The sequence below is a fragment of the Thauera mechernichensis genome (assembly GCF_029588855.1).
Taxonomy (GTDB): Bacteria; Pseudomonadota; Gammaproteobacteria; order Burkholderiales; family Rhodocyclaceae; genus Thauera; species Thauera mechernichensis.
Genome location: NZ_JARQZE010000007.1, coordinates 66383 through 89420, shown reverse-complemented (window position 1 = coordinate 89420; position 23038 = coordinate 66383). Strand labels below are relative to the sequence as shown.

General features: G+C 63.2%; 22 protein-coding genes. 19 read left to right on the top strand and 3 right to left on the bottom strand.

Going from position 1 to position 23038, the window contains the following annotated elements; translation table 11 throughout:
• Positions 1-177 precede the first annotated feature (177 nt).
• Positions 178-1995, bottom strand: a complete 1818-nt coding sequence (typA, locus tag P7F68_RS11560) for a translational GTPase TypA (RefSeq protein WP_002937398.1) — start codon at positions 1993-1995, stop codon at positions 178-180.
• 128 nt (positions 1996-2123) lie between these two features.
• On the opposite strand from typA, the gene P7F68_RS11555 reads away from it, so the two are divergent.
• Together P7F68_RS11555 and P7F68_RS11550 are read left to right on the top strand one after the other, a co-directional pair.
• A complete protein-coding gene (locus P7F68_RS11555; protein ID WP_002937399.1) occupies positions 2124-2861 on the top strand; it encodes an S-methyl-5'-thioinosine phosphorylase in 738 nt (245 codons plus the stop codon).
• A 23-nt stretch (positions 2862-2884) separates the two neighbouring features.
• Positions 2885-3391, top strand: coding sequence for a TIGR00645 family protein (locus tag P7F68_RS11550; protein WP_002937400.1), 507 nt, complete (start codon positions 2885-2887; stop codon positions 3389-3391).
• A 77-nt stretch (positions 3392-3468) separates the two neighbouring features.
• Here P7F68_RS11550 and P7F68_RS11545 read toward each other — a convergent pair whose 3' ends face one another.
• Both P7F68_RS11545 and map read right to left on the bottom strand, forming a co-directional pair.
• The gene (locus P7F68_RS11545; RefSeq protein WP_277833230.1) at positions 3469-6045 is read right to left on the bottom strand and encodes a [protein-PII] uridylyltransferase; all 2577 of its coding nucleotides are present in this window, start codon (positions 6043-6045) and stop codon (positions 3469-3471) included.
• 14 nt (positions 6046-6059) lie between these two features.
• Entirely contained in the window at positions 6060-6884 is an 825-nt protein-coding gene (gene map / locus P7F68_RS11540) for a type I methionyl aminopeptidase (RefSeq protein WP_002937403.1), read from the bottom strand.
• A 358-nt stretch (positions 6885-7242) separates the two neighbouring features.
• On the opposite strand from map, the gene rpsB reads away from it, so the two are divergent.
• The 17 genes from rpsB to P7F68_RS11455 all read left to right on the top strand — a co-directional run bounded on the left by rpsB (position 7243) and on the right by P7F68_RS11455 (position 22985).
• Positions 7243-7998, top strand: coding sequence for a 30S ribosomal protein S2 (gene rpsB, locus P7F68_RS11535; RefSeq protein ID WP_002937404.1), 756 nt, complete (start codon positions 7243-7245; stop codon positions 7996-7998).
• Positions 7999-8109: 111 nt separating this feature from the next.
• Complete coding sequence (tsf, locus tag P7F68_RS11530) at positions 8110-9006, top strand: translation elongation factor Ts (protein WP_002929150.1); 897 nt, start codon at positions 8110-8112, stop codon at positions 9004-9006.
• Between the two features lie 13 nt (positions 9007-9019).
• Positions 9020-9733, top strand: a complete 714-nt coding sequence (pyrH, locus tag P7F68_RS11525; protein WP_002929149.1) for a UMP kinase — start codon at positions 9020-9022, stop codon at positions 9731-9733.
• 18 nt (positions 9734-9751) lie between these two features.
• Positions 9752-10309: a ribosome recycling factor gene (frr, locus tag P7F68_RS11520; RefSeq protein WP_002937405.1), complete on the top strand. Its 558-nt coding sequence runs from the start codon at positions 9752-9754 to the stop codon at positions 10307-10309.
• A gap of 49 nt (positions 10310-10358) precedes the next feature.
• Positions 10359-11144 (top strand): polyprenyl diphosphate synthase, encoded by a 786-nt coding sequence (gene uppS, locus P7F68_RS11515; RefSeq protein ID WP_051018567.1) that lies wholly within the window; start codon positions 10359-10361, stop codon positions 11142-11144.
• Positions 11137-11958: a phosphatidate cytidylyltransferase gene (locus P7F68_RS11510; protein ID WP_002937406.1), complete on the top strand. Its 822-nt coding sequence runs from the start codon at positions 11137-11139 to the stop codon at positions 11956-11958. Before uppS ends, P7F68_RS11510 begins: the two co-directional genes overlap by 8 nt.
• Before the next feature lie 63 nt (positions 11959-12021).
• A complete protein-coding gene (gene ispC / locus P7F68_RS11505; RefSeq protein ID WP_277833219.1) occupies positions 12022-13209 on the top strand; it encodes a 1-deoxy-D-xylulose-5-phosphate reductoisomerase in 1188 nt (395 codons plus the stop codon).
• On the top strand, positions 13206-14570 hold the full coding sequence (gene rseP / locus P7F68_RS11500) for an RIP metalloprotease RseP (RefSeq protein ID WP_277833217.1): 1365 nt from the start codon (positions 13206-13208) through the stop codon (positions 14568-14570). The genes ispC and rseP overlap by 4 nt, the downstream gene beginning before the upstream one ends.
• A 9-nt stretch (positions 14571-14579) precedes the next feature.
• Entirely contained in the window at positions 14580-16937 is a 2358-nt protein-coding gene (bamA, locus tag P7F68_RS11495; RefSeq protein ID WP_002929132.1) for an outer membrane protein assembly factor BamA, read from the top strand.
• Positions 16938-16971: 34 nt separating this feature from the next.
• Positions 16972-17472 carry an OmpH/Skp family outer membrane protein gene (locus P7F68_RS11490; protein ID WP_002929130.1) on the top strand — a complete coding sequence of 167 codons (501 nt, stop codon included), beginning with the start codon at positions 16972-16974 and terminating at the stop codon, positions 17470-17472.
• A 13-nt stretch (positions 17473-17485) separates the two neighbouring features.
• The gene (lpxD, locus tag P7F68_RS11485) at positions 17486-18523 is read left to right on the top strand and encodes a UDP-3-O-(3-hydroxymyristoyl)glucosamine N-acyltransferase (RefSeq protein WP_277833214.1); all 1038 of its coding nucleotides are present in this window, start codon (positions 17486-17488) and stop codon (positions 18521-18523) included.
• A 6-nt stretch (positions 18524-18529) separates the two neighbouring features.
• Positions 18530-18964, top strand: a complete 435-nt coding sequence (gene fabZ / locus P7F68_RS11480) for a 3-hydroxyacyl-ACP dehydratase FabZ (RefSeq protein WP_002929126.1) — start codon at positions 18530-18532, stop codon at positions 18962-18964.
• Positions 18961-19731 (top strand): acyl-ACP--UDP-N-acetylglucosamine O-acyltransferase, encoded by a 771-nt coding sequence (lpxA, locus tag P7F68_RS11475; protein ID WP_002937411.1) that lies wholly within the window; start codon positions 18961-18963, stop codon positions 19729-19731. The genes fabZ and lpxA overlap by 4 nt, the downstream gene beginning before the upstream one ends.
• A 15-nt stretch (positions 19732-19746) precedes the next feature.
• On the top strand, positions 19747-20898 hold the full coding sequence (lpxB, locus tag P7F68_RS11470; RefSeq protein ID WP_002937412.1) for a lipid-A-disaccharide synthase: 1152 nt from the start codon (positions 19747-19749) through the stop codon (positions 20896-20898).
• Between the two features lie 10 nt (positions 20899-20908).
• The gene (gene rnhB / locus P7F68_RS11465) at positions 20909-21532 is read left to right on the top strand and encodes a ribonuclease HII (protein ID WP_002929116.1); all 624 of its coding nucleotides are present in this window, start codon (positions 20909-20911) and stop codon (positions 21530-21532) included.
• Positions 21529-22320 carry a TrmH family RNA methyltransferase gene (locus P7F68_RS11460; RefSeq protein WP_277833209.1) on the top strand — a complete coding sequence of 264 codons (792 nt, stop codon included), beginning with the start codon at positions 21529-21531 and terminating at the stop codon, positions 22318-22320. Before rnhB ends, P7F68_RS11460 begins: the two co-directional genes overlap by 4 nt.
• Before the next feature lie 173 nt (positions 22321-22493).
• Positions 22494-22985, top strand: a complete 492-nt coding sequence (locus P7F68_RS11455) for a hypothetical protein (RefSeq protein WP_270067930.1) — start codon at positions 22494-22496, stop codon at positions 22983-22985.
• Positions 22986-23038 lie beyond the last annotated feature (53 nt).

Genomic DNA, 23038 nt, shown 5'->3' with positions numbered 1-23038 from the left:
CGAGCTTTTCGGGGCTCGCGACTGGCGTCGCTCCTACATAAAGACCCCAAGCCGCGGCGCGGTTGTAACCGCAGGACCCAGCGCCATCAGGGGCCGTAGGAGCGGCCCCTGATGCGAGCGTTCTGAGGCATGCTTGCCTTACGAAACCGGCCCGACCGTTGGCAGCCGGGCCAGTAATCAGGCTTCGGCCGCCTTTGCAGCGCGCTTGCGATCGTTTTCCTTCAGGTGACGCTTGCGCAGGCGGATGTTCTTCGGCGTGATCTCGACCAGTTCGTCGTCGGCGATGAACTCGATCGCGGACTCCAGCGTCAGCGCGATCGGCGTGATCAGGCGCACGGCCTCGTCGGTGCCGGAGGCACGCACGTTGGTGAGTTGCTTGCCCTTGATCGGGTTTACAACGAGGTCGTTGTCGCGCGTGTGGATGCCGATGATCATGCCTTCGTACAGCGCTTCGCCCGGGCTCACGAACATGCGACCGCGGTCCTGCAGATTCCACAGCGCGTAGGCGACCGCGTCGCCGTCGTTCTGCGAGATCAGCACGCCATTGCGACGCTCGGCCATCGCGCCGGCCATCGGACCGTAGTCGTCGAACACGTGGCTGGCAAGGCCGGTGCCGCGCGTCATGGTGAGAAATTCGCCCTGGAAGCCGATCAGGCCGCGGGCCGGAATGCGGTATTCGAGACGCACACGACCTTTACCGTCCGGCTGCATGTCCTGCAGTTCGCCGCGGCGGCGGCCGAGTTCTTCCATGACGCCGCCCTGGTGGTCTTCCTCGACGTCCACTGTGAGCATTTCGTACGGCTCGCATTTCACGCCGTCGATTTCCTTGTACACCACGCGCGGGCGGCCAACCGCCAGCTCGTAGCCTTCACGGCGCATGTTCTCGAGCAGGATCGTCAGGTGCAGCTCGCCACGGCCCGACACCTCGAAGACGTCCGAATCGCCGGTGTAATTCACGCGCAATGCGACGTTCTTAAGCAGTTCCTTTTCCAGGCGCTCGCGGATCTGGCGGCTGGTGACGAACTTGCCTTCGCGGCCGGCCAAGGGCGAAGTGTTGACCATGAAGTTCATGGTCAGCGTCGGCTCGTCGACCGCGATCGGCTTCATGCCCTCGAGGCAGTCCGGGTCGCACAGCGTGACACCGATATTGACCTGCTGAATGCCCGCGATCAGCACGATGTCGCCGGCTTCGGCCGATTCGGCAGGGGAGCGCTCCAGGCCCTTGAAGGTCAGAATCTGGCTGACCTTGCCCTTGCCACGGTTCTCGTCGCCGTACATGACCACAACTTCCTGGTTCGGGCGCACGCGGCCACGCTTGATGCGGCCGATGCCGAGCTGCCCCATGTAGGTGGAGTAGTCGAGCGAGCAGACCTGGAGTTGCAGCGGGCCGTCGGCATCGACCTCGGGCGCCGGCACGTGCTCGAGGATGGCCTCGAACAGCGGACGCATGTCCTTGCGCTCGTCACCCTCGTTGATGATCGCGAAGCCGTTCAGGCCCGAAGCGTAGATCACGGGGAAGTCGAGCTGCTCTTCGGTGGCGCCGAGCTTGTCGAAGAGGTCGAAGGTGTGGTTGATGACCCAGTCCGGACGCGCGCCCGGGCGATCGATCTTGTTGATCACGACGATCGGCTTCAGGCCCAGGGCGAGTGCCTTGCGGGTGACGAAACGCGTCTGCGGCATTGGGCCTTCGACCGCATCGACCAGCAGCAGAACGCTGTCGACCATCGACAGCACGCGCTCGACCTCGCCACCGAAGTCGGCGTGACCCGGGGTGTCTACGATGTTGATGTGGGTGTCGCCGTACTGGATGGCACAGTTCTTCGACAGGATCGTGATGCCGCGTTCCTTTTCGATGTCCCCCGAGTCCATGACGCGTTCTGCGACCTGCTGGTTTTCGCGGAAGGTGCCGGACTGGCGCAGGAGCTGGTCGACGAGGGTGGTCTTGCCATGATCGACGTGGGCGATGATGGCGATGTTGCGAATGGCGCGGGACATGGAGGAGGGCGTGCGAAGTCTTTGAAAGGGCGAGGATTCTATCACGTGCTGCGGCGGCGCAGCATGGAATTATCGAGCCTGTCCGGTGACGTGCTAGAATCGCGCGCCCATCACGGAGAAGACCACGAATGCTTGCGATCATCGGCGGCAGCGGACTCACCCAGTTGTCGAACATGGAGATCGAGCGGCGCGAGGTTGTGCGCACCCCGTTTGGCGAGCCTTCGGGCGCGCTCGTCTTTGGCCGCATGTGCAACGAGCCCGTCGTGTTCCTGGCGCGACATGGATACGGCCACACGATTCCTCCGCATCTAGTCAATTACCGCGCCAACATCTGGGCGCTCAAGGATGCGCGGGTAAGCGGCATCGTCTCGGTGGCATCGGTCGGTGGCATCCGGGCCGAACTGGCGCCGGGCACCTTGATGGTGCCCGACCAGATCATCGATTACACCTGGGGTCGCAAGAGCACCTTCTTCGAGGGTGGCGATACCCCGGTGCGCCATATCGACTTCACTCACCCCTACGACCAGGCGCTGCGCCAGCGCCTGCTTGCGGCGATCTCCGCTGCGGGCGAGCACGCGGTCGATGGCGGTGTCTATGCCAGCACCCAGGGGCCGCGGCTGGAGACCGCAGCGGAGATCAACCGGCTCGACCGTGATGGTGCCGACATCGTCGGCATGACCGGCATGCCCGAGGCTGCTTTGGCGCGCGAGCTCGATCTCCCCTATGCAGCGATTGGTGTGGTGGTCAATTACGCTGCCGGGCGCTGGTCGAGCGAGGCGGGCATCCACTTTCCCGACATCGAGATCGTGCTGCAGGAATCCATGCTGAGGGTGCGCAACGTACTCGAGTGCTTGTGCAGGGTTTGAGGCCAGGGGCCGGAGCAAATCGCATGAAACGTATCGAAACCACATTCGAGCATGTGCTCTTCACCAGCCGCTGGCTGATGGCGCCGGTCTACCTGGGCCTGGCGATGGCGATGCTGTTGCTGCTGTTCAAGTTCATGAAGGAGCTGTTCGGGCTGTTCGCCGAGATCTGGTCCGCATCGGGGAGCGAGTTGATCATCGGCGTGCTCACCCTGGTGGACGTTGCGCTGATCATGAATCTGCTGATCATCATCATGTTCAGCGGCTACGAGAACTTCGTGTCGAAGATGGAGGACTTGCACTCCCACCGCGACCGGCCGGACTGGATGGGACACATAGGCTTTTCGGACCTGAAGCTCAAGCTGATCGGTTCGATCGTCGCCATCTCGGGGATCGAGTTGCTCAAGGGCTTCATGAATGCCCACAACATGACCGACCGTCAGCTCGCCTGGATGGTGGGCATCCATGTCACCTTCCTGTTCTCCGGCCTGCTCTACGCAGCCATGGATCGCATTGCCGGCAAGGGGCACTGATCCCTGCGGCGGACGCCTGCAGGCTGCTGGGGCCCGGATGGGCGCAAGGAAGAGGCAAGGGGGCGAAAGCCCCCTTGTCATGTCTGCAGGCGGTCCAGGATCTCGCGCTCGATCTTGAGCACGAGCGCGTCCTGGTTCAGGGCCTGGCCAGTGAGCAGGAAGGTGTCTTCGACGCGCTCGCCCAGTGTGGCGATCTTGGCCGTATGCAGGCGGATGCCATGATCGGCAAGCACAGAGGCAACATCGAAGAGCAGGCCGGGGCGGTCGGCCGCGGTCAGTGACAGGACGTGATGCCGCCCGGCTTCGTCGGCGCGGATGCTGACTTCGGGGCTGATCGGGAAGTGCTTCACGTGGCGCGACATGCGTCCGCGCGCGGGGCGCTCGGGCGCGCCCTGCTGTTGCAGGCGCACGGCCAGCTCGTGCTCGATCAGGGTCACGATATCCCTGTAGGATGCTCGTTGCCCCGGGTCCTGGAGCATGAAGCTGTCGAGTGCGAAGCCATGGCGCGTCGTATGTACCTTGGCGTCGAGGATCGAGAACCCCATGCGCCCGAAGAAGCCGGTTAGGCGCACGAAGAGGTCGCGCTGGTCGCGCGTGAAGACCATCACCTGGACGCCATCCTCGTCTTCAGCCACACGCGCCTTGACGACCGGTTCGGGCGAGTCGCTGCGATAGTAAAGCAGACGGGTGTGCCATGCGATCTCCTCGGCAGAGTGGCGCATGAAATACACCGGATCGAGGTGATCCCAGAGCGTGTTTTCCACGCCGGGGCGCAGGCCGTGGTAGCGCAGCAGGCGCCGCGTGTCCTCCAGTCGGTCATCCAGGCCCAGTGCCGCCTGCGGAGTTGCACCGCGCAGCAGGCGCTGGGTGGCGAAGAAAAGATCCTCGAGCAGCTTGCCCTTCCAGCCATTCCAGACCTTGGGGCTGGTGCCGCGCACGTCGGCATGGGTGAGCAGGTAGAGGGCTGTCAGGCGGCGCTCTTCGCCCACCGTATCTGCAAAGCGCTGAATCACTTCGGGGTCCGAGGTGTCTTCCTTCTGCGCCACACGCGACATGGTGAGGTGGTGCTCGACGAGCCAGACCACGAGTTCGGTGTCCTCGGTCGGCAGTTCGTGCTGGGTGCAGAACTCCCGCGCATCGGCCATGCCAAGCGTCGAATGGTCGCCGCCGCGTCCCTTTGCGATGTCGTGAAAGAGGGCGGCGATATAGAGCAGCCAGTGGCGCTCGAAGCCGATGATGAGCCGGGTCATCAGCGGGTATTCGTGCGCATGTTCGCCCATCGTGAAGCGCCGCATGTTGCGCAACACCATGAGGATGTGCTGATCGACCGTGTAGACATGGAACAGGTCGTGCTGCATCTGTCCGACGATACGGCGCCACGGGACAATGTAGCGCGACAGGATGCCGTATTCGTTCATGCGCCTGAAGCTGCGCACGATGCCGCGCTTCTGCTGCAGGATCTGCAGGAACAGGGCGCGATGCTCGGGGCGCGCCCGGAAGGCGGCATTCACACGGTTGCGATTGATCCACAGGGCTCGCAGCGTGCGCGCAGTCATGCCCTTAAGTTCGGAGCGCTGCTGCAGCAACAGGAAGCACTCGAGCAGTGCGGCGGGTTCGCGCTCGAACACATCCTCATGGCGGATGTCGAGCAGTTCGCGCACGACCTGGAAGCGGGGGTTGACCGTGATCGCCGCGCCGCGGTCGGGGAAGATCACGCTGCCGTAGTTCTGCAGCAGTACAGTGTTGAGCTGCATGACCATCTTCGCGGTCACGTAGTAGCGCTGCATCAGAACTTCGGATGCGCGTCGGGTCGCCGTGGGTTCGATGCCGAGGATGCGCGCGAGCTTCTCCTGGTGGTCGAACAGCAGCCGATCCTCGCTGCGCCCGGTCAGCAAGTGCAGACGGATGCGCAGGTGCTGGAGGAAACGCTCGACATTGCGTAGCTCCCCGGCCTCGCTTCCGGTAATCAGGCGCCGCCGCGCGAGATCCCGCCAGCTGCGTCCAAGACCACCGGCGCGCGCGATCCAGCCGAGCATCTGCAGGTCGCGAAGCCCACCGGGGCTCTCCTTGCAATTAGGCTCCAGTGCGTACGGCGTTTCATTGAAGCGCGCGTAGCGCTGTTCCTGCTCGAGCAGCTTGGCCTTATAGAAAGTGCGCAGGTCGAGGCCATCGCGGAAGAGGCTGTTGAGCAGTTCGAACAGCCTGCCGTCGCCGGTGAGCAGTCGAGCCTCAAGAAGACTGGTCTGGACGGTGATGTCGTCGGCTGCGGCCACCAGGCACTCGTCGATCGTGCGCACTGAATGGCCGATTTCGAGGCCCATGTCCCACAACGCACTCACGAGGCCGGAGAGCTTGCCCTGCAGTGCCGCATCGGCAGCCTTCGGTAGCAGGATAAGCAGGTCAACGTCGGAGGCCGGAAACAGCTCGCCACGGCCATAGCCGCCCACTGCAACGACTGCGGCATCGGCAGGCATTGCGCAGTCGTGCCATAGACGGACGATCTCATCGTCCACGAGCGTGGCTCGCCCCTTGAGCATGTTGCCGGTGTGCGGGCGCGCCTCGTAGGCGGTGCGCAGTGCGGCCATGCCCTCGCCGAGCCGGCGCCTGGCCGCGGCGACGAAGCCCTGCAGTGATTCGGTGAGCGCGTCGTTCATGCGCCTTGTCCGTCTCAGTGTGTCGCGGCGAAACGGTCGGCGACGATGGCGGGCGGAGCGGGCGCCTTGGGCGAAACCGTGAGTACCTCGACGCCGGACTCGGTGACGAGAATCGTGTGCTCCCACTGCGCCGACAGGCTGCGGTCCTTGGTCACGATTGTCCAGCCGTCCGGCAGTTCGGAGATCGCCGCCTTGCCGGCGTTGATCATTGGCTCGATGGTGAAGATCATCCCCGGCTTGAGCTCGGGGCCGGTGCCTGCCTTGCCGTAGTGGAGAACCTGTGGCTCCTCGTGAAACTTGCGGCCGATACCGTGTCCGCAGAACTCGCGCACCACGGAAAAGCCGTTGCCTTCGGCGTGCTTCTGGATGGCCGCACCAATGTCGCCCAGTCGCCCACCCGCTCGCACCGCGGCGATACCCAGCCACATGCACTCATAGGTGATCTGGGTCAGGCGCTTGGCGATGATGCTGGCCTCGCCGCCGACGATGAACATGCGACTCGTGTCGCCATGGAAGCCATCCTTGATGACGGTGATATCGAGGTTGACGATGTCGCCCTTCTTGAGTGCCTTGTCGCCGGGTACGCCATGGCACACCTGATGGTTGACCGAGGTGCAGATCGACTTCGGATAGGGCGAGTAACCCGGGGGCGCATAGTTGAGCGGTGCCGGAACCGTGTTCTGCACGCCGACCATGTAATCGTGGCACAGGCGGTCGAGTTCGGCCGTGGTGACGCCGGGCTTGACGAAGGGTTCGATGTAGTCGAGGACTTCGGCAGCCAGGCGGCACGCCACCCTCATCTGCTCGATCTCTTCCGGTGTTTTGATGACGATGCTCATTATGTTTATGGGTGCGAGTGGCGTGGGAGTTGGGGGAGGGAGGGGTTGAAGGCCCCTGCCAAGGACTGAAGGCTATCGCATGCGCCCCTTGCCGGCAAACCCGGAGTGAATCGCGCCTTGAGTGCTGTGATTCTGACGTGATATTATCGCCGGCTTGTCTGTAGTGACAGGCAAAATCCGCACGTCCTGATGGAAGGGGGTCTGCCGGGTCAGCGCTGTGGTGCCAGTACGCCGTTCAAGGGCTGCAGGTACCTGACGGCCTGCCGGTGGCGTTTTTTGCGGCTTGTTCGTTAGCATTTTGCGGCGAGCTTGCGCACCTCAGGGCGGAGGTACAACCCTTTGAAATTTGGAGTTATTCATGTCCGTTACGATGCGTCAGATGCTGGAAGCCGGCGTCCACTTCGGTCACCAGACCCGTTTCTGGAACCCGCGCATGGCCCCGTATATCTTCGGTCAGCGCAACAAGATTCACATCGTCAACCTCGAAAAGACGATGGCCAAGTACAACGAGGCGATGGACTTCGTCCGCAAGCTCGCTGCCAACCGCGGCAACGTTCTGTTTGTCAGCACCAAGCGCCAGGCGCGCGAGATCATCGCCGAAGAGGCGGGTCGTGCCGGCATGCCTTTCGTCGATGAGCGCTGGCTCGGCGGCATGCTGACCAACTTCAAGACGGTCAAGCAGTCGATCAAGCGTCTCAAGGAAGTCGAGGCGATGATGGAAGACGGTTCGATCGAGCGTCTGTCCAAACGCGAAGCGCTGACCGTTCGCCGCGAACTCGAGAAGCTGCAGAAGTCGATCGGCGGCATCAAGGACATGGGTGGCCTGCCCGATGCGCTCTTCGTCATCGACGTCGGTTACCACAAGATCGCCATTACCGAAGCACAGAAGCTGGGTATTCCGGTCGTTGCCGTGGTCGATACCAACCACTCGCCGGATGGCGTTGATTACGTGATCCCGGGTAACGACGACTCGTCGCGCGCAATCCGTCTCTACGCTCGTGGCGTGGCCGATGCCGTGCTGCAGGGCCGCAGCCAGGTGCTGCAGGAGATCGTCGATGCGGGCGGCGACGAATTCGTCGAGGTCGAGGAAGAAGGTACGCAGGAACAGGCCTGATCCTCTGCACAGGGGCCGCGAGGCCCCTTTTGCAATCTGGTCTCCGTGGAGCGGCCGCCTGGCCGGGACTCCACCCATATCTGACACACAACCGAACATTCAGGAGCTAGCATGGCGGAAATCACCGCGAGCATGGTCAAGGAACTGCGCGAGAAGACTGACGCGCCGATGATGGAGTGCAAGAAGGCGCTGACCGAGGCCGGCGGCGACATGGACAAGGCTGAAGAGATCCTGCGCGTCAAGCTCGGCAACAAGGCTTCCAAGGCTGCCGCCCGTATTGCCGCTGAAGGCATCGTCGGCATCAGCATTGCTGCGGACGGCAAGCTCGGCACCATCATCGAGGTCAATTGCGAGACCGACTTCGTGGCCAAGAACGACGACTTCCTCGCGCTGGTGCAGAACTGCGCCGAGCTGGTGTCGGCAAACAATCCGGCCGACGTCGCTGCGCTGTCGGCACTGCCGCTGGGCGAGGGTACGGTCGAGTCGACCCGTACCGCGCTGGTCGGCAAGATCGGCGAGAACATGTCGATCCGCCGCTTCGCTCGCGTCGAAGCCAAGGGCCAGCTGTTCTCCTACATTCACGGTGGCGCCAAGATCGGCGTACTGCTGGACCTCGTCGGCGGTGACGAGCAACTCGGGCGTGACATCGCGATGCATATCGCGGCCTCCAAGCCGAAGTCGCTCGACTCTTCCGGTGTGTCGGCCGAGCTGATCGAAGCCGAGCGCCGCATTGCCATCGAGAAGGGGCGTGAAGCCGGCAAGCCGGAGGCGATGCTGGAGAAGATCGCCGAAGGTACGGTGCAGAAGTTCCTGAAGGAAGTCACCCTGCTCGGCCAGATCTTCGTGAAGGCCGAGGACGGCAAGCAGACGATCGAGCAATTGCTCAAGGCGAAGGGCGCAAGCGTCGCGTCGTTCACCCTCTACATCGTCGGCGAAGGCATCGAGAAGAAAGTGACCGACTTCGCTGCCGAAGTGGCCGAGCAGGCCGCAGCTGCTGCAAAGAAGTAAGAGGGAGATGGATATGTCCGCCGCCTACAAACGCATCCTGCTCAAGCTCTCGGGCGAAGCCCTGATGGGAGATGACGCCTATGGTATCAACGAGGATGTCGTAACCCGCATCGTCTCCGAGATCGCCGAGGTTACACGGCTCGGTGTGCAGGTGGGTGTGGTGATTGGCGGCGGCAACATCTTTCGCGGCATGAAGGGGGCGGCATCCGGCATGGATCGCGCCACGGCCGACTACATGGGCATGCTGGCGACGGTGATGAATGCAATGGCCCTGGCCGATGCGATGCGTCGCATGGACCTCGAGGCTCGCGTGCAATCCGCGCTGCGTATCGACCAGGTCGTCGAGCCTTACATCCGCGGTCGCGCGATCCGCCACCTCGAAGAGGGGCGGGTCGTCATCTTCGCTGCCGGCACCGGCAACCCTTTCTTTACCACCGATACCGCTGCCGCCCTGCGCGGCGCGGAGATCGGCGCCCAGATCGTCCTCAAGGCCACCAAGGTCGATGGCGTCTACACGGCAGACCCCAAGAAGGATCCGAGCGCCCAGCGCTATCATCGCATCAGCTTCGATGAGGCCATCGGCCGCAATCTGGCGGTCCTCGATGCCACGGCGTTCGCGCTGTGCCGTGACCAGAAGCTGCCGATCAACGTGTTCTCGATCTTCAAGCCGGGCGCGCTCAAGCGCGTGGTGATGGGCGAGGACGAAGGAACGCTGGTCCATTCCTGATTACTGGAGAGTGCGCGCATGATTCCTGAACTCAAAAAAACGGCCGAGCAGAAGATGCAGAAGTCGGTCGAATCGCTCAAGACCGATCTCGCCAAGGTCCGCACCGGGCGTGCCCATACCGGCCTGCTCGACCATGTCATGGTCGAGTACTACGGCTCGATGGTGCCGGTGAACCAGGTCGCCAACATCACCCTGATCGATGCTCGTACCATCGGCGTACAGACTTGGGAAAAGCCGATGCTGCCCAAGGTCGAAAAGGCGATTCGCGACAGTGATCTCGGTCTCAATCCGTCGAACATGGGCGAGCTCTTGCGCGTGCCCATGCCCGCGCTTACCGAAGAGCGCCGCCGCGACCTCACCAAGGTCGTTCGCCACGAAGGCGAGAATGCGAAGGTCGCCATCCGCAACCTGCGCCGTGACGCGAACCAGCAGCTCAAGGACGCGGTGAAGGACAAGCTCATCTCGGAAGACGACGAGCGTCGCGCCGAGGATGACATCCAGAAACTCACCGACAAATACGTTGCCGAGATCGACAAGCTGCTCGCGCAGAAGGAACAGGAGCTGATGCAGATCTGATCCGGCCCCGGATCGGCAGTTGCCAGCACGGCGGGACAGGAGGCAGGTCATGGTCGGTAGATTGTTCAGGAGCTCCACAAGGGAGATTCCGGAAGTTGCATCCGTGCCGCAGCACATTGCGGTGATCATGGACGGCAACGGCAGATGGGCGCGCAAGCGTCTGATGCCGCGCGTAGCGGGGCACAGCCGTGGCGTCGAGGCTTTGCGCGCAGTGACCCGGGGGTGCATCGAGCGTGGCGTCGGCTATCTCACCGTGTTTGCCTTCAGCTCCGAGAACTGGAGGCGTCCGCCAGACGAAGTCTCCTTTCTGATGCAGTTGTTCTTGAAGTCGCTGCGCCGCGAGGTCAAGCGCCTGCACGAGAACGGTATCCGTTTCAGGGTCATCGGCGACCTGTCACGGTTCGACTCGCAGTTGGTGGGCGTGGTGCGTGAGGCCGAGGCGCTCACGGCCGCCAACGACCGTTTCCACCTTACGGTGGCGGCCAACTATGGCGGGCGCTGGGACCTCATGAACGCCATGTCGCGCTTGATCGCCAACAACCCTGGGCGTGACGGGGACTTCAGCGAGGATGAGCTCGCAGCCGAGTTGTCGATGAGCTTCGCACCAGAGCCTGATCTGTTCATCCGCACCGGTGGCGAGAAGCGGATCAGTAACTTCATGCTGTGGCAGCTCGCTTACACCGAGCTGTATTTCACCGATACGCTCTGGCCCGATTTCGATGAGGCTGCGCTCGACATGGCGATCGACTCCTACCAGGGGCGGGAGCGCCGTTTCGGGCGTACCAGCGAGCAGCTCAAGCAAAGCGCTGCCGAACTGCAGGAACCCAATGCTTAAGGATCGCGTCGTCACCGCCTTGTTGCTGCTTGCCGGCCTGCTGGGCGCAGTATTCCTGCTGCCGGCGATAGCCTGGCTTGCCGTGTGCGCGGCGCTATGCGGCCTGGCAGCATGGGAGTGGGGCGGGCTCGCCCGCTTCGATCGGCCCTTGCGCATGTCCACGGCGGTGGTATTCGCGGTGTCCTGCCTGATGCTCGGCTACCTGACCGGGCTTGGTAGCGGCACGCTTGCTGGCACTCCGCTGCTGCTGCCGTTGTATGCGATCAGCGCCTTGTTCTGGATGTTCGTCGTACCGATGTGGTTGCTGCGCAAGTGGCCGCTGGACAAACCGATGCTTGCGTCACTTGTGGGCTTCATCGTCCTCATCCCGACCGCGCTGGCGCTCGCCCACCTGCGCGTCGTCGGGCCGTGGGTCTTGCTTGGTACGATGGCTGTGGTCTGGGTTGCCGACATTGCCGCCTATTTCACCGGACGCACCCTCGGACGAAACAAGCTTGCCCCAACAATCAGCCCGGGCAAGACCTGGGAGGGCGCGATGGGTGCCGTGGCTGCCGTCCTGCTCTATGGCATCGGCGTCCTCGTCTGGCTCGGCGCAGGCCAGGCGGGCGGTGCGCTGGTGATCGGCCTGGCGTTGGTGACCTGGACGGCGCTCAGCATCATCGGCGATCTGTTCGAATCGCTGCTCAAGCGGCAGGCGGGGCTCAAGGACAGCGGTAGTATCCTTCCCGGGCACGGCGGCATCCTTGACCGGATCGACAGCCTCACGTCCACGCTGCCGATCGTGGCGCTCGTTTTCGTCCTGTTGTCACACTGAGGCCCCGCAGCGGCTGGGCCGCTCATGCTCCTCAGGGCCGCATTTCTCGAGGCTGAACACGCAATGCAGCGCATCACCATTCTTGGGGCGACCGGATCGATCGGCCAGAGCACCCTGGACGTTGTTGGGCGCCACCCCGACCGCTTCGAGGTGTTCGCACTCACGGCGCATCGCCAGGACGACAAGCTGGTCGAGCCCTGCCTGCGCTTTCGCCCCCGCCATGCCGTCGTAGGGAGTCCGGAAGCCGCCCAACGCCTGGCTGCTGCATTACGGGCGCGGGGCTGTCCAACAGAGGTGCTTCATGGCGAGGCTGCCCTTGAGGGCGTCGCTTCAGCTGCTGATGTCGATATGGTGATGGCGGCCATTGTTGGCGCGGCCGGGCTGAAGCCGACGCTGGCTGCTGCGCGGGCCGGCAAGAAGGTGCTGCTCGCCAACAAGGAGGCGCTGGTGCTGTCCGGTGCGATCTTCATGCGCGCAGTAGCCGACAGCGGAGCGCAGTTGCTGCCGATCGACAGCGAGCACAACGCCGTGTTTCAGGCGCTGCCGCAGGGTTATGCCCGGGAGCCGTCGCCTGCTGGGGTGCGGCGCATTCTCCTGACTGCATCTGGCGGTCCGTTTCGCGAGACACCGCTGGCCAACCTCGAGGCTGTGACGCCAGAGCAGGCGTGTGCGCATCCGAACTGGGTGATGGGCCGCAAGATCTCCGTCGATTCTGCCAGCATGATGAACAAGGGGCTCGAGGTCATCGAGGCCCATTGGCTGTTTGGCGTGCCTGCCGACATGATCGAGGTGGTCGTGCATCGCCAGAGCGTTATCCACTCGATGGTGGAGTACGCGGACGGATCGGTGCTCGCTCAGCTTGGCAATCCTGACATGCGCACCCCGATCGCGCACGCGATGGCCTGGCCCGAGCGCATCGAGGCCGGCGTCAGGCCACTCGACCTGTTCGAGATTGCGCGGCTCGATTTCGAACGGCCGGACTTTGCGCGCTTTCCATGCCTGCGTCTCGCTTTCGACGCGCTGCGCGAGGGAGGCGCCGCAGCCGCGGTGCTCAACGCCGCCAACGAGGAGGCTGTCGCGGCCTTCCTGGATCATCGTATCGGCTTTCTCGATATCGCCCGCGTTATCGAGCGCTGCCTGGAACGCAGTGCCGGCCTTGCGGTCGATTGCCTGGAGGCTGTTGTCGCAGCCGATGCGTGCGCTCGGGAATGGGCGCATGCCGAGATCCGCAACCGAACCCCTGGCCGATGAACCTTCTAGACTACCTCCTTCCGTTTGCGCTCGCGCTGGGTGTGCTCATCCTCGTGCACGAGCTGGGCCACTACCTCGTTGCACGTTGGTGTGGCGTCAAGGTGCTGCGCTTCTCGATCGGCTTCGGCAAGCCTCTGATCGTTCGCCGTGCGGGTCGCGATGGCACCGAATGGGCTCTTGCCGCCTTTCCGTTGGGCGGCTACGTCAAGATGCTCGACGAGCGCGAAGCTCCGGTCGCGCCGGAAGAGCTGCATCGCACCTTTAACCGGCAATCGGTCTACCGCCGCTTCGCAATCGTTGCCGCCGGCCCCCTGGCCAACTTCCTGCTTGCGATCGTGCTCTATTGGGGGCTTTTTGTCGCTGGCACGGACGAGCTGCGGGCGCGCGTCGCACTATCTGAAACGCCGCAGGTTGCCGAGGCGGCGGGTGTGCGTGACGGCGACCTGGTGTTGGCGGTGGACGAACAGTCGGTGCGCAGCTGGCAGGACCTGCGCTGGATCCTGCTGCAACATACGCTCGATCAGCGCGAGGTCGTGCTGCGCGTACGTACGCTCGAAGATGTGGAAGCGTTCCGCAGGCTCGATCTTGCGGGAGTGCGCATTGACGATGACAGTGGCGATCTGATCGCACGGCTTGGACTCAAACCCTGGCGTCCGCAGATTCCTGCAGTCATCGGGCGTCTGGTTGAAGGCGGGGCTGCCGCGCGCGCGGGCCTGCAGTCCGGGGACGAAGTGACTGCGATAGACGGTGTCGCCATAACGTCCTGGAGTGATCTCGTGCAGATCGTCCGAGACGGTGCGGGGCGTGAGTTGCGCTTCGACCTTCGCCGCGACGCCGCGGCGTTCTCGGTAGTCGTGACGCCCGATGAGGCGAACGAGGGGGGGGCGCGGGTGGGACGCATCGGTGTCGGTGTTGCCGACCCGGCACCTGGCGGGCTGTCGATGTTTGCCGAGGTGCGCTACGGCCCGCTCGAGGCAATGGCCAAGGCGGTGCGCCAGACCTGGGAAACCAGTGTGCTGAGCTTGCGCATGATCGGGCGCATGTTCACCGGTGAGGTGTCGTGGAAGAACCTCTCTGGCCCGGTCACGATCGCCGATTACGCAGGCCAGACTGCGCAACTTGGGCTGAGCCATTACCTCAAGTTCGTGGCCCTGATCAGCATCAGTCTCGGGGTACTCAACCTGCTCCCCATCCCCGTTCTGGACGGGGGGCACTTGATGTACTATACGGTCGAAATCATCAAGGGCGGACCCATTCCAGAACGTGTAATGGAGATCGGTCAACAGATCGGTCTGGCTTTGCTCGTGATGCTGATGGCATTCGCCTTCTTCAACGACATCAATCGTCTCATTTCCGGCTGAACCTCCTGCATGAAACGCAAGCTCCTGCCCGGGCTCGTCATGGCCCTCCTTGCCGCTGCCCCGGCGTTTGCATTCGATCCCTTCGTGGTCAAGGACATCCGTGTCGAGGGTATCCAGCGCACCGAAGCTGGCACCGTCTTCAATTATCTTCCGGTGCGTGTCGGCGACACCTTTACCGAGTCGCAGGCGGCTGACGCGATCCGCGCATTGTTCGCAACCGGTTTCTTCAGCGACGTGCGCATCGAGACCGAAGGCGAGGTCATCGTGGTGGTCGTTGATGAGCGACCGGCGATCGCCGACATCACCTTCGACGGCGTCAAGGAGTTCGACAAGGATGCGCTCAAGAAGGGGCTTCGCGAGGTCGGTCTCGCCGAGTCCCGGATTTTCGATCGTGCTTTGCTCGAACGTGCCGAACAAGAACTCAAGCGTCAGTATCTGTCGCGCGGCAAGTATGCGGCCACGGTGAAGACGACGGTCACGCCGCTCGAGCGTAATCGGGTGGGGATCAACTTTGCCGTCGAGGAAGGCGGTGTCGCCAAGATCCGCCAGATCAATATCGTTGGTGCCAATGCCTTCCGCACCAAGGACCTCATCAGCCAGATGCAGCTCACCACGCCGGGCTGGTTGACGTGGTACACCAAGAATGATCAGTACTCCCGTCAGAAACTGTCGGCTGACCTGGAGAGCCTGCGCTCCTATTACCTGAACCAGGGCTATCTCGATTTCAACATCGACTCGACCCAGGTATCGATCACGCCGGACAAACAGGACATCTACATCACCATCAACATCACCGAGGGCGAGAAGTACACCGTCACCGGCGTACGTTTCACCGGTGATCTCGTCCTGCCTGAATCGGAGTACCTCGCGCTGACGCGTATCCGTCCGGGCGAGACCTTCTCCCGCGAGCGCCTCACCGAGACTACCAAGGCCATCACGGACCGACTCGGCAACGAGGGTTACGCCTTCGCCAACGTGAACGCTGCCCCCGAAGTAGACAAGGAAAAGCGTGAAGTCGAGTTCACGGTTTTCGTCGATCCGGGACGCAGGGTCTATGTCCGTCGGATCAACATCGGCGGCAACACCAAGACGCGCGACGAGGTAGTGCGCCGAGAGATGCGCCAGATGGAAGGCGGTTGGTACGATGCCTCGGCCATCAATCGCTCGCGGACCCGCATCGATCGCCTGGGCTTCTTCGACGAAGTGACCGTGGAGACACCTGCGGTGGCGGGTACCACCGACCAGGTCGACGCCAACTTCACCGTCAAGGAAAGACCGACCGGCAACCTGATGCTCGGCGCTGGCTTCTCGAGTGCCGAGAACATCGTGCTGTCGGCGTCGATTTCCCAGCAGAACCTGTTCGGCAGCGGCAACGCGCTGACCTTTGGCCTGAACACCAGCAAGTCGAGCCGCACACTCGCGTTGTCGTTCACCAACCCCTATTTCACCCCCGATGGCGTGAGCCTGGGCTGGGATGTCTATCACCGCACCTACGACGCCGATGAGCTCGACTCGGTGTCGCCCTACAAGACCGTGTCCACAGGTGCCGGCATTCGCCTGGGATGGCCGATTGCCGAAGATGACCAGGTCAACTTCGGCCTGACCGCCGACCAGACCGAGATCACGACGTACCCGCAGAGTCCCAAGCTCTACAAGGACTTCTGCAAGGACTACGGCGGTTGCAACAATACCGACGGCACCGGTACGGTGACCGTACGCAGCCTGCTGGCGACGGTCGGCTGGTCGCGCGACAGCCGCGACAGCTTCATCTATCCGCGTTCTGGCAGCTATCAGCGCCTGTACGGTGAAGCAACGGTTCCTGTTGGCGATCTGCGCTATGGCAAGCTTGGCTACCAGTACCAGCACTGGTTCCCGATCGGACGTGACTATGCTCTGATGCTCAATGCGGACGTCGGTTACGCGAAGGGCTTTGGTGGCAAGGATGTGCCGTTCTACAAGAATTACTACGTCGGCGGCATCGGCTCGGTACGCGGCTTCGATCAGGGCTCGATCGGTCCGAAGTTCCGCGACACAGACGGTGACGTAACCTCGACCGGCGGTACCCGCAAGGTGGTCGGCAACGCCGAGTTCTTCTTCCCCATGCCGGGCTCGGGTCAGGATCGTTCCTTCCGTATCTCAGCCTTCTTCGATGCCGGCTACGTGTGGGGTGAGGACGAGCGGCCGCTGGGCAGTGACAACTTCGTCAACCAGAAGGTTCGCTTCAGTGACCTGCGCTACAGTACCGGCCTGGCGTTCTCCTGGAGTTCGCCGATCGGCCCCCTCAAGTTCAGTTTCGGTCACCCGCTCAAGAAGCAGGATAACGACGAGATCCAGCGGTTCCAGTTCCAACTTGGCAGTGTCTTCTGACGCGCCGGCATAGAAGAGTTTTCCGGAGGCACATGTGAGATTCATCCCCCTTTCCCTGATCGCTGCAGCGTTGCTTGGGGCGTCCCAGGCTGCAATCGCCGAATCCAAGATCGGCTTTGTCAACTCGGATCGCCTGATGCGCGAGGCGGCTCCCGCCGTCCGCGCTCAGCAACGCCTCGAGAAGGAATTCGAGAAGCGTGACCAGGAGCTCCAGCGCCTGGCCCGCGACCTGCAATCGATGCAGGAAGACCTCGAGCGTAACGCACCCACGATGAGCGAAAACGACCGCCGCAACAAGGAGCGTACGTTCAACGAGTTGAACCGCGACTTCCAGCGCAAGCAGCGCGAGTTCCGCGAGGATCTCAACCAGCGGCGTAACGAAGAACTGGCATCGGTGCTTGACCAAGCCAACCGCACGGTCAAGCAGATTGCCGAGAGCGAGAAGTACGACATCATCCTTCAGGAGGCGGTCTACGCCAGCCCGCGCATCGACATTACCGACAAGGTCATCAAGGCCCTGTCAGCCGCGAAGTAAGCCCACCGACAGGATGTTCCAGCTTCAGGAAATCGTCGATCGCCTCGGGGGTGATCTGCTGGGCGAACCGGCACTTGCGGTTGCACGCGTTGCCACGCTCGAGCAGGCCGGGGAGGGTGACCTGGCCTTTCTCGCCAACCGCAAGTACGTCGCACAAGCCAGGGCCTGTGCGGCGACGGCGCTTATCGTCAGCCCCGATGCCGTCGAGCAGATGAGTGGTCGCAGCCTCATCGTCACCCCCGACCCTTACCTCTACTTTGCACGTGTCGCCCAACTGTTCAGTCCGCCTCCGGCGGTGCAGCCGGGCGTTCATCGCCTCGCTGCAGTCGCCTGTGCAGTGCCCGGCAGCGTTCAGGTAGGGCCCGGCGCGTCGATTGAAGAGGGGGTCGAGCTCGGCGAAGACGTCGTGATCGGACCAAACTGTCATGTCGGGCGCGGTACCCGGATCGGGCGGGGAACCCGCCTGGCCGCCAATGTCACCATCTACCACGATTGCGTGATCGGTGAAGATTGCATCCTGCATGCTGGCGTGGTGATCGGCGCAGACGGTTTCGGCTTTGCCCGCGAACGTTCGGGTGCGTGGGTCAAGATTCCTCAGGTTGGACGCGTACTCATTGGCAACGACGTGGAGATCGGTGCCAACACCACGATCGACCGTGGGGCGCTCGACGATACGGTTATCGGCGATGGCGTCAAGCTCGACAACCTGATCCAGATCGCACACAACGTACGCATCGGCGATCACACGATCATGGCGGGTTGCGCCGGTGTTGCAGGAAGTGCCCAGATCGGCGCACGCTGCATGATCGGTGGCCAGGCCGGCATTTCGGGGCATCTGAACATCGCCGATGACGTTGTGGTCTCCGCCTGGACTCTGGTTGCCAAGTCGATTCCCAAGGCGGGGGTGTACACCAGCAACCTGCCTCTTCAGACGCACGGCGACTGGGTCAGGAACTTCTCGCATCTACGTCATCTCGACGCGCTCGCCAAGCGAGTGCGCCATCTCGAACAACAGAACAACGACGGTCCCAAGGACCGCGACCCAGGCTGAGCCGTCATGGACATCAAGGAAATCCTGCAGTACCTGCCGCATCGCTACCCCTTCCTCCTTGTGGATCGCATGCTGGAGATCGAGCCGGGCGTGCGTGCGCGCGGCTTGAAGAACGTCACCATGAACGAGCCCTTCTTCCCGGGCCATTTCCCCCACCACCCGGTGATGCCTGGAGTCCTGATCATCGAAGCCATGGCGCAGACCGCAGCGCTGCTTTCGTTCAAGAGCAGTGGCGTCAAGCCCGATGACAACTCGGTCGTCTACTTCGCCGGCATCGACAATGCGCGCTTCAAGCGGCCGGTCGTACCGGGTGACCAGTTGATATTCGACGTCGAGATCACCCAGTCCAAGCGCAACATCTACAAATACAAGGCGCGTGCAAGCGTGGATGGCGAACTCGCCGCAGAAGCCGAACTGATGTGTGCGATCAAGACCCTATGATTCATCCGACCGCGATCATCCACCCCGGCGCCAAGCTCGGGGAAGGCGTCAGCGTGGGGGCCTACTCGTTGATCGGCGAGCATGTCGAGATCGGCGCGGGTACCCGCATCGGCCCGCACGTGGTGGTCGAAGGGCACACCCGCATCGGCCGCGACAACGAGATCTTTCAGTTCTGCTCGATCGGCGCAAGTCCGCAGGACAAGAAGTACGATGACGAGCCTACCCGGCTCGAGATCGGCGACCGCAACACGATCCGCGAGTTCTGCTCCTTCAACGTCGGTACCAGCCAGGATGCGCACGTCACGCGCATCGGCAACGACAACTGGATCATGGCTTACGTGCACATCGCGCACGACTGCCAGGTCGGTAGCCACACGATCTTTGCCAACAATGCGACACTCGCAGGTCATGTGCAGGTGGGCGATTGGGCGATCCTCGGTGGGTTTACCGGGGTACATCAGTTCTGCCGCGTGGGTCCCCACAGTTTTTGTGGCGTCGGTACCGTGCTGCTGCAGGATCTGCCTCCTTTCGTGACGGTTGCCGGCAATCCGGCGAAGCCGCACGGCATCAACAGCGAGGGCCTCAAGCGGCGTGGTTACTCGGCCGAAGGCATTGCAGCGATCAAGCGTGCCTATCGCGCGCTCTATCGCTCCGGCCTGTCCCTGGAGGAGGCTCGTCAAAGCGTCGCCGAGCTCGCTGCCGGGCAATCGGAGGTCCAGCTGTTCTCCGACTTCATCGCGCAGTCGGGGCGTGGCATCGTTCGCTGAGGGTCGGTTTCGGCAATGAAGGTCCGCATCGCGATGGTCGCCGGAGAAACCTCCGGCGATCTTCTTGCCAGTCATCTCATCCGCGCGCTGCGTCAGCACATCCCGGACGCCGAGTTTTTCGGCATCGGTGGCCCCAAGATGCAAGCCGAAGGCTTCGAAGTGCGTTGGCCGAGCGAGCTACTGGCGGTTCATGGTTACGTCGACGCCCTGAAGCGCTACCGTGAGCTGTCGGGAATCAGGCGGACGTTTCTGGCACAGATCCGCAAGGAGCGCCCGACGGCATTCATCGGCGTCGATGCCCCCGATTTCAACCTGTGGCTCGAGGGGAAGGTGCGCGACGAAGGCATGCCTTCCATCCACTTCGTCAGCCCGTCGATCTGGGCCTGGCGGGGAGGGCGCATAAAGCGCATCGCTCGTTCGGTATCGCACATGCTGTGCCTGTTTCCCTTCGAGCCCGAGATCTACGAGCGTGCTGGCGTTCCGGTGAGCTACGTGGGGCATCCGCTCGCCGACGTGTTCCCGCTCGAACCCGATCGCGCTGAGACACGGGCCCGGCTGGGGGTGCCCGCCAACGCGGCAGTCGTCGCGCTACTTCCTGGTAGCCGCCAGTCGGAGGTGCGCAACCTGGCCGACACCTACATCGCCACTGCCAGGCTACTGCAAGCCGGCAACCCGGAGATCATATTCCTCGTGCCGCTCGCAACGCGGGAAACGCGACAGATCTTTGAAGAGGCGTTACGGCGTAACCAGGCAGCCGATCTGCCAGTGCGGATGCTGTTCGGCCACGCTGTCGATGCGATGACTGCAGCCGACGTTGTCCTGGTTGCAAGCGGCACGGCCAGTCTGGAGGCGGCCCTGCTCAAGCGCCCCATGGTCATCACCTACCGCATCGGCAAGTGGCAGTACAGACTCATGAAGCACATGGCCTATCTACCCTGGGTGGGGCTTCCCAACATCCTTTGTCGCGAGACGATCGTGCCCGAGCTGCTTCAAGACGAGGCGACACCCGACAGACTCGCGGAGGCGGTGGCGGATTGGCTGCGCGACCCTGCACGGCGGGCAGCAGCCGAGAGCCGCTTCCGGGAGCTGCACCTGAGCTTGCGCCAGGATACAGCGCGACGTGCGGCAGAGGCTATTCTGCCTTACCTCGCCAGCACGCGGGCTTGAGAGTGGAACGATGACAAGAGACCTGTTCGCAGCCGCCGACGCGGACGGCGCGCATGTCTGCGGCGTGGACGAGGCTGGACGCGGGCCTTTATGCGGGCCCGTGGTCGCAGCCGCAGTGATCCTTGACCCAACCCGTCCGATCGCCGGCCTAGCCGACTCGAAAAAGCTCAGCGCGGAGGCGCGCGAGCGCCTGGCCACGCAGATCCGCGAGCATGCGCTGGCCTGGGCGCTGGGCGAAGCGAGCGTCGAGGAGATCGATCAGCTCAATATCCTGCACGCAACGATGCTGGCAATGCAGCGTGCAGTGATGGCGCTGAAGCTTCAGCCCGCTCAGGTGCTTGTCGACGGTAACCGCTGTCCGCGCCTGCCGTATGCGGTGCGAGCCATCGTCAAGGGCGATGCGACCGAACCCGCGATCTCGGCCGCCTCCATCCTGGCCAAGACCGCCCGCGACAGCATGATGCGCACCCTCGACCAGAGCTGGCCTCATTACGGACTGGCCCTCCATAAGGGCTATCCAACTCCGGCGCACCTTGCAGCACTGGAGAAGCATGGCGTCGCGCCGTTCTACCGCAGGAGCTTCGGCCCCGTGCGCAGGCTGATTGAGCAGGGCTGCGGAAGCCCTCGGCCATGACGAAGGAGATCAGCTCCCGCGACAACCCGACCGTGAAGCGTCTGCACGCGCTCGCGTATTCCGCGCGCGACAGGCGCAAGCACGGCGAGACCTTGCTCGACGGGGTGCACCTGATCGACGCCGCACTCGCGGCAGGCTGGCCGATCAAGAGCCTGATTGTTGCCGCAGGGATCGAGGAGCACGGAGAGATTGCCCAACTGCGAGCGAAGGCGCCAGCTGCGGTACAGCAGATCGTGCTCGCCGATACGCTGTTTGCGCACGTAAGCCCGGTAGATACGCCGTCAGGCATTCTGGCGCTCATCGATCTCCCCGCCTCGACCGGCAACTTGCCGTTCAGAGCCGACGTGCTCGCGCTCGATGGCATACAGGATCCCGGCAACCTCGGCACCATTCTGCGTACGGCTGCGGCCGCGGGCGTGCACCATGTCCTGCTTGGAGAAGGTTGTGCCCAGGCCTGGGCACCCAGGGTGTTGCGTGCCGGCATGGGCGCGCATTTCCTGCTCCAGCTCGAAGAGCGGGTGGACCTCCCCAACCGTCTGGTGGACTTCCCCGGCTCGCGCATTGCCACTGCGCTCGGGGAGGGCTCACAGGGGCTCTTCCAGATAGACATCCGAGCGCAGGTTGCCTGGTTGTTTGGTGCAGAGGGGCAAGGCCTGTCATCCGCGCTGCTCGCGATGGCCGACCGCCGCGTCAGTATCCCGATGTGTGCGGGTGTCGAGTCACTCAATGTGGGCGCCGCGGTGGCAGTCTGCCTGTTCGAGCAGGTTCGGCAACGGAGCCTGCGTTAGAATCGTCACGCATTTCGGCCATGGCGACTTGACGTGCGCGGACCCCGGGCGGCATGCTCGGCGCATGAGTCGGCAAGGCGTCGGCGGCGGTCCCGCGCGTGCGCCGGCCGCAGGTAGTGCATCCAACCTTCAGACGGCCAAAGGCCGCATCCTCGACGAGGAGACAGACCCCCATGACGTGTTTCGTCAAGACGGCGCGCGGGCAAGAAGAGCTCACCACACGTAGCGGCAGACTCGGTGCGCGCGCGCGCCGACTTCTGATCCTGGCCGACGGGCAGCGCACACTGGACGAACTGACGCGGCTCTCGGGTGACGAGAACGCCGCGGCCACGCTTCAGGAGCTCGAGGACGGCGGCTTTCTGGAGCGCGTAGCCGCTGCACCCCCTGCAGGGGGTGCCGTACCGACGCCCAACGCCGTTCAAGCGCTCGCGGGCGCCCCGGGCGGAGCCAAGGACTTGCAGATGGCCCGCGATTTCATGATGAACACGCTGCGCACCTTCAACGGCCCCTACGCCAAGCTCGATCTCGTCAAGCGTATCCACGCATCGCGGCGTGAAGAAGAACTGCGTGAACTCTTTGACGAATGGCTACAGGCGATCACTGAGACGACAATGGGACGCAAGCGCGCTGACGAGCTCTCGGAGAGACTGCTCAAGGTGATGTAGAAGTCTGCTCGAATGACCAGCGGCACGTGTCGCCGACCCCGATCATTGGTTGG

Coding starts and splice junctions, on each gene's coding strand:
- tsf (WP_002929150.1), top strand. CDS start 8,110: ATGGCGGAAATCACCGCGAGCATGGTCAAGGAACTGCGCGAGAAGACT.
- ispC (WP_277833219.1), top strand. CDS start 12,022: ATGCAGCGCATCACCATTCTTGGGGCGACCGGATCGATCGGCCAGAGC.
- P7F68_RS11510 (WP_002937406.1), top strand. CDS start 11,137: ATGCTTAAGGATCGCGTCGTCACCGCCTTGTTGCTGCTTGCCGGCCTG.
- map (WP_002937403.1), bottom strand. CDS start 6,884: ATGAGCATCGTCATCAAAACACCGGAAGAGATCGAGCAGATGAGGGTG.
- rseP (WP_277833217.1), top strand. CDS start 13,206: ATGAACCTTCTAGACTACCTCCTTCCGTTTGCGCTCGCGCTGGGTGTG.
- P7F68_RS11545 (WP_277833230.1), bottom strand. CDS start 6,045: ATGAACGACGCGCTCACCGAATCACTGCAGGGCTTCGTCGCCGCGGCC.
- pyrH (WP_002929149.1), top strand. CDS start 9,020: ATGTCCGCCGCCTACAAACGCATCCTGCTCAAGCTCTCGGGCGAAGCC.
- uppS (WP_051018567.1), top strand. CDS start 10,359: ATGGTCGGTAGATTGTTCAGGAGCTCCACAAGGGAGATTCCGGAAGTT.
- lpxA (WP_002937411.1), top strand. CDS start 18,961: ATGATTCATCCGACCGCGATCATCCACCCCGGCGCCAAGCTCGGGGAA.
- frr (WP_002937405.1), top strand. CDS start 9,752: ATGATTCCTGAACTCAAAAAAACGGCCGAGCAGAAGATGCAGAAGTCG.
- lpxD (WP_277833214.1), top strand. CDS start 17,486: ATGTTCCAGCTTCAGGAAATCGTCGATCGCCTCGGGGGTGATCTGCTG.
- rnhB (WP_002929116.1), top strand. CDS start 20,909: ATGACAAGAGACCTGTTCGCAGCCGCCGACGCGGACGGCGCGCATGTC.
- P7F68_RS11455 (WP_270067930.1), top strand. CDS start 22,494: ATGACGTGTTTCGTCAAGACGGCGCGCGGGCAAGAAGAGCTCACCACA.
- P7F68_RS11460 (WP_277833209.1), top strand. CDS start 21,529: ATGACGAAGGAGATCAGCTCCCGCGACAACCCGACCGTGAAGCGTCTG.
- fabZ (WP_002929126.1), top strand. CDS start 18,530: ATGGACATCAAGGAAATCCTGCAGTACCTGCCGCATCGCTACCCCTTC.
- bamA (WP_002929132.1), top strand. CDS start 14,580: ATGAAACGCAAGCTCCTGCCCGGGCTCGTCATGGCCCTCCTTGCCGCT.
- P7F68_RS11550 (WP_002937400.1), top strand. CDS start 2,885: ATGAAACGTATCGAAACCACATTCGAGCATGTGCTCTTCACCAGCCGC.
- lpxB (WP_002937412.1), top strand. CDS start 19,747: ATGAAGGTCCGCATCGCGATGGTCGCCGGAGAAACCTCCGGCGATCTT.
- typA (WP_002937398.1), bottom strand. CDS start 1,995: ATGTCCCGCGCCATTCGCAACATCGCCATCATCGCCCACGTCGATCAT.
- P7F68_RS11555 (WP_002937399.1), top strand. CDS start 2,124: ATGCTTGCGATCATCGGCGGCAGCGGACTCACCCAGTTGTCGAACATG.
- rpsB (WP_002937404.1), top strand. CDS start 7,243: ATGTCCGTTACGATGCGTCAGATGCTGGAAGCCGGCGTCCACTTCGGT.